Source organism: Prevotella sp. P5-126 (assembly GCF_002251185.1).
Classification (GTDB): domain Bacteria; phylum Bacteroidota; class Bacteroidia; order Bacteroidales; family Bacteroidaceae; genus Prevotella.
On record NZ_NPIZ01000080.1, the window covers coordinates 83773 to 89988 of the forward strand.

The 6216-nt window shown below is 45.6% G+C and carries 3 protein-coding genes and 1 pseudogene; 2 read left to right on the forward strand and 2 right to left on the reverse strand.

The window, feature by feature from the left end:
• Positions 1 to 80 precede the first annotated feature (80 nt).
• Complete coding sequence (locus CIK90_RS09415) at positions 81 to 995, forward strand: glutaminase (protein WP_094391718.1); 915 nt, start codon at positions 81 to 83, stop codon at positions 993 to 995.
• A gap of 81 nt (positions 996 to 1076) precedes the next feature.
• Positions 1077 to 2879 (forward strand): annotated as a pseudogene (recQ, locus tag CIK90_RS09420) (DNA helicase RecQ); the annotation flags it as partial.
• Positions 2880 to 4134: 1255 nt separating this feature from the next.
• Here recQ and CIK90_RS14460 read toward each other — a convergent pair.
• Together CIK90_RS14460 and CIK90_RS09430 are read right to left on the reverse strand one after the other, a co-directional pair.
• On the reverse strand, positions 4135 to 4320 hold the full coding sequence (locus CIK90_RS14460; protein WP_094447207.1) for a helix-turn-helix domain-containing protein: 186 nt from the start codon (positions 4318 to 4320) through the stop codon (positions 4135 to 4137).
• 337 nt (positions 4321 to 4657) lie between these two features.
• Positions 4658 to 6187 (reverse strand): fimbrillin family protein, encoded by a 1530-nt coding sequence (locus CIK90_RS09430; protein ID WP_094465076.1) that lies wholly within the window; start codon positions 6185 to 6187, stop codon positions 4658 to 4660.
• Positions 6188 to 6216 lie beyond the last annotated feature (29 nt).

A 6216-nucleotide genomic window follows, 5' to 3' on the forward strand; every position in this document is an offset into this window, starting at 1 on the left:
AAACAGCAATACTGTTTTGAGGATTGAAAAAAAATGTTTAGCTTTGCAATTGCAAGACTCACCAACAACCGAAAAGGACTATGGACTATCAGCCTATATTAGACAGAATAAGGAAGGAAATAGAGGTATATGCACACGAAGGTAAACAAGCCGACTACATCCCGGCACTGGCTCGTGTCAACCCCGACCAGTTTGGCTTATGCCTCAACACGCTCGATGGTAAGACCTACCGCTTAGGAGACTCCGCCACGAAGTTCTCTATACAAAGTATCTCGAAAGTATTCTCCCTCGCCATTGCCCTGAGCATCATGGGTAAAGACCTATGGCAGCGCATGGCGAAAGAACCTTCTGGGTCTGCCTTCAACTCATTGGTGCAGTTGGAGTATGAGCACGGCATTCCTCGCAACCCCTTCATCAATGCAGGAGCTCTGGTCTCTGCCGATGTGTTGCTCTCCAATCTTGACGATCCCGAAGCATTCTACCTGAATTTCGTGCGCACCATCAGCGGCAACCCCACCATCGACTATTCCGACGAAGTGGCGCAGTCTGAGCAGAGTTGCAGTTACCTCAATGCCTCGATAGCCTACCTGTTGAAGCATCACGGCAATCTGCACAACGATGTCAACCAAGTGTTACACCTCTATTGCAGGATGTGTTCGTTGGAGATGAGCTGTGAGGATCTCTCACGCGCCTTCATGGCATTTGCCAAGAGCAACGAGCCCTTCTCCCATGCAGGTGTCAATCTCACCATATCGAGAGTGAAGCGCATCAATGCCATCATGCAAACCTGTGGTTTCTATGACGAGGCTGGCGAGTTCTCCTTTCTGGTCGGTTTACCTGGCAAGAGTGGTGTTGGCGGAGGCATTGTTGCCATCTATCCCTCCCGCTATTCCATTGCCGTATGGAGTCCGCGCCTCAACGCCAAAGGAAATTCTATCATGGGCATGAAAGCCCTCGAACTCTTCACCTCGGAAACCGAGGAATCTATATTCTAACCCCAATCGATCATTGGGACTGAATAGGTAGGTACATAGGAGGGAATGACAAGATACAAACAACACAAGTTCTTTACAACGATGAATACAGCTTTAGAAACGCTCAAGTCATATTATGGTTACGATTCCTTCCGTCCTTTACAGGAAGAAATCATCAATCACGTGCTGCAACACAAGGACGCACTGGTACTCATGCCCACTGGAGGTGGAAAATCTATCTGCTTTCAGATACCTGCCTTGATGATGGAGGGCACAGCCATAGTAGTCTCCCCACTCATCTCGCTGATGAAAGATCAAGTGGAAACGCTGGTAGCCAACGGTATTGCAGCAGAGGCACTGAATAGCGCAAACGACGAGATTGCCAATCGGCAAATTACTGAAAGGTGTCTGCGAGGTGAAATAAAGCTGCTGTACATCTCGCCCGAACGACTCATCACGGAATTGGGATGGATGAAAACCATGCTGAAAGTTTCTCTCTTTGCTATCGACGAAGCACACTGTATCTCACAATGGGGTCACGACTTCAGACCAGAGTATAGTCAGTTGGGCAATCTGCACGAACTGTTTCCTGATGTTCCCATAATGGCACTTACGGCTACTGCCGACAAAATTACGCGATCCGACATTATAGAACAGTTACGTCTGCAAAATGCCGAAACCTTTATCAGTTCATTCGACCGGCCTAATCTGAGTCTGGATGTCAGAAGGGGATACTCTGCCAAAGAGAAGCTACGCACAATAACCAATCTGATTCAGCGTCATCAGGGCGATAGCGGCATTATCTATTGTCTGGCAAAGAAGACCACCGAGACTGTTGCAGAGAAACTTAGGAAAGAAGGTTTTTCCGTTGGTGTTTATCATGCAGGGTTACCCACCGACGAACGCAATCGAATACAAGAGGATTTCATCAACGATCGCATCCAGGTGGTTTGTGCTACTGTTGCATTCGGTATGGGCATCAATAAGAGCAACGTGCGCTTCATTGTCCACTACAATCTGCCCAAAACTATAGAGAACTACTATCAGGAGATTGGACGTGGCGGACGTGACGGTCTGCCTTGCGAGACTATCTTGTTCTACAACTTGCAGGATATTATCACGCTACGCCATTTCGCAGAGGAAAGCGGACAACGCGAAATCAACACCGAAAAGCTACAACGCATGCAGGAATATGCCGAAGCACAAATATGTCGCCGACGCATTCTGTTGAACTATTTTGGAGAAACAAGCGACATGAACTGTTGCAACTGTGACGTCTGCCAGACTCCACCAACGACATTCGACGGTACAGAACTGGTACAAAAGGCGCTTTCTGCCATTATCAGAACCGATGAGCAAATAGGATTCACGCTCACCATAGACATCTTGCACGGAAACTTCTCGCCGGAACTCGTGTCACGTGGTTATAACCAAATCAAGACCTTTGCAGCCGGCAGAGATGTCCCTGTAAGAGACTGGCGCGACTATCTGCTTCAGATGTTGCAAATGGGATATATAGAGATTGCCTACAACGAAGACAACCATCTACACGTCACCCCACTCGGACAGGATGTGCTTCACGGAAAAGCCAAAGTGCAATTGGTAGTTGTCAGTAGGGAGGCTCGCACAAGAGGTCGTCAGAAACAGACTGCTGAAGAGGCAACGACAGCAGCATCTGCAACAGCAGAGCACATGGAACTGTTTGAACAACTGAAAACGCTGAGAAAGGAAATTGCCAATGAGAACAACTATCCTGCGTATGTCGTGATGTCCGACAAGTCTCTCCATGCCCTGGCCACAGATATGCCCACAACACTATCAGCATTCGGCAACACCTATGGCATCGGTGAACACAAATGCAATACTTACGGCGAACGGTTTATCGGACTAATCCAACAATATGTATCAGCACATCAGAAGTCTCAGACTCCAGACGTTTCTGTCACGCCCGAAACACCTGCAGAACCCAAAGAAAAGAAAAAGAAAATCAAAAACCAGATTACCATAAAAGGAGTCTGCTACAATATCGACCTTGATATCTGGGAGTCATTAGACTGGCGAAAGGTGCTGAAAGAGATCACAACGAAAGCATATTGGAATTATCAAAACACCCTTGAAATTCCATTAAGTGACTATGTAGTTCCAGGCACAGAGCATCAGGATCGGATTATCGCTACCCTATGCCAGTTGCTGAAGGAAGCCTACAACATGAACGTTGATGAGCAGACTCACAAAGTGATAATACCGCAAAAATACGATTACGACCAAGACGGACAAGCAGTACCGTTCCCCACAGGATCATTCTATGAAATACTTTCCCGCTTCCGTCTCTTTGTCATCCAAAACAAGCGTTATCCTTTCATGGATGGCGATCGCAATGAGATTGAATTGCGAAAATGGTTCAGAGAAGTGGGCCACGGACTCGTCGCACTTACCGACGAGCAAAAGATTCTGTTCGACAATCTAAGTTCCGAATTTGCCGACATGCCCAAAACCAAGAGTCAATTAGAAAAGAAGTCATCGGATGTTTAGGCGCTACGCGGAGGACAGCAATTCTTCCCATGTAGGCAGAAAGACTGAGACAACCCTTTTATATGTTATATAATTCAAGTTTCGCAACTAAGGGATTTGTCCCTTAACTTCTCTCTAACTTCCCTCTAACTTCTCTCTAACTTCCCTAACTTCCCTAACTTCCCTTAACTTCCCTTAACTTCCCCACATGCGAAAGTTCATTTATATAATAGGTACGCGCATGTATGCACGCGCACACGCGATGTCGCAAAATTTCGACCACTCGACCACCACAACCGCATAACGCGCTATATATATGCAGCTTACATGTGTGGTCGATTACGCTGACTCGGCGGTTTTCGACCACCCTTCGACCACCAGGTCCTCTACCGTTGCCATCACAGAAACAGCCCAACCGGAATAGCCACCAATACACGATTTTGTATGTTCTGACGCCCGACAACACCCTTGTCAAACGTAGGGCAAAACTATTGCATAATATTTGACGTCACTCTTTTCCGATAGTTGAAACAACTTTTTTGCTTGGTTTGAAGGGCGTTCACAGAATCATCGGGGACAGGTTCATCGACCCTAAAGAGTGAACCAATGTACCTGTCCCCATGACCCTGGTACCTGTCCCATGACCCTTTTAGTCGTCCGTTATTTCCCATCTGCCGTCTCGCTTTCCTCCAACACGTCGCAGGATTCCTTTTTCCTGTAGTGAGACAGTGATGCTTTTAACAGTCCGTTCCGACTTTCCTATCATGGCAGCCATCTGATTCTGTGTGGCTGTTGGATTTGTTTGCACAACTCGGAGCACAGCAATCTCTTCCAAAGTGCAGAATTTGCACTTTAGGGGATGGTTAAGTGCAAAATTTGCACTTTGAACTGCGCCTTTTGCACTTTGAACGTCATCATTAGTCTCACCTTCCTTCCAATCTATGTGCAACTCGCGATTTCGGAAACTATCGAGGGTCAGGGGACAGGTACTTGAACCATCTATATATAATTGAGAAATGGCACGTACAGCAAGAAAGCATTCAGATAGCGGAGTCTATCACGTTATATTGAGAGGGGTTAAAAGAATCATCGGGGACAGGTTCATCGACCCTAAAGAGTGAACCAATGTACCTGTCCCCATGACCCAATCGCCTTGCGCTATTGCTCAAGTTTCAATCTACTGGAACCAAGCGCACTGGGCGCACCGAACAACCGAAGAAGCGAAAGGAGCTGCTCTGATCAGGGGTATAGTTGTTGGCAAAGTACAGGCGATACGCATCCGAGCTATAGTAGGAGGCTGTGCCTGACCAGTAGTAGCCCCAAGCGTGGACAAAATTGAACGATTTCTCATTGACGAAGCCAGCTGCAGGCAAGAAGAGAGTGACACTTGTGGAGTTGTTTTTTACCTCCATACCTTTTTTTCTAGTTGTACTAATTTCATTATTCCAAGTCCAGTTATAACTTGAAGTCAATTTCTTCCAAATCTCTTTTGTGGGCAACTGCCAGTCACCACCGAGAATCTTGCGAGCTGGGTCGTCTGACATTTCAAAATCTTTTACAGACGTATATTCGGGGGAGAAGGTTGGGGCTGTTCCTTCTGCATAACCGCTTTTATGTTCATCTTTCCAACCATCTGATGTTACCGTTGGCCAATAATATTCTACATTAATAGTATAAGACTTGTACCAAGGCTCTGTTGCTCCCCAAGCAAAATAATCACCATAATCATATTCACTTGCGGCAAGACCTGCGGCTGTCAGGTTGGATTTGGCGAATATAACTTTATAATTCTTTGTGCCAATATTTATTGTCAATCCCAAATCTACCTCTTGGTCGGCTCTAACTTTATCTCCTCTTGGATTATACCAATTTGTTCCATTGATATCAAACTCACCAAGGTTGGTCACCATATTGCGAGTGAAAGTGATGGGTTTTGTTCCCTTGCGGGAATATTCTTTACCATCAGACGCTGTGAATTCTATAGTCCAACCAGCCTTAAGTGTAACTGGGGGTACTGCAATATAGTAGTATTTGTTTGCCTTGATGTCTCCTCTCAGTGTGATGGCATAATCCTTTGTTTCCGCATTGGAAAGATCGAGTTTTGGTTCTCCGTTGTTATAAGAGACTGTGCCAGTTCCTGCCAATACCGCAGAGTTATCAAAAGCCTTTAAATCTATTCTTGTGCAATTGAAAGTAGGTTTCACCTTCACATAACCAACGGCATTTTTGAATTCCAAAGTTGTGTTGTCGCTCTTTGCCATCATTAATGCAGCATTTTCATCGAAGCTATTGTCGGTAGCGGTTTGAGTGGCAGGAAGGGTTACGTTTGTCACATCATTGCCCGAAAGAGAAGCATTTGGCTGATATGGATAAACGGCTGTATAAGAATTTGATTGTCCTGCCTTACCTGAAAACTTGCCCGATGTACTTCCAGCACCATCAGTTAGCGTAAACTGTTTATTTTCGCTACTATAAAGAAGACTTATTTGGTCGCCTTCTTCCCAATTGATGACTTTACTATCAGAGGTTGAAATAGCTGCTCTTGTTGATTGAGAATCACCTTCTTGCGTTGCAGTAAAGGTCATTACCTTTGTCGCACTCTCATTTTCAATTGTAGTGTTGTTGTCCTCCGACGAACATGACGCAAAGGACACGATGGCTGCAAAAGCCATCATAGATTGAATATATTTCTTCATTTTCATTCTTTTTACCATGTATAATTTTCTTCATC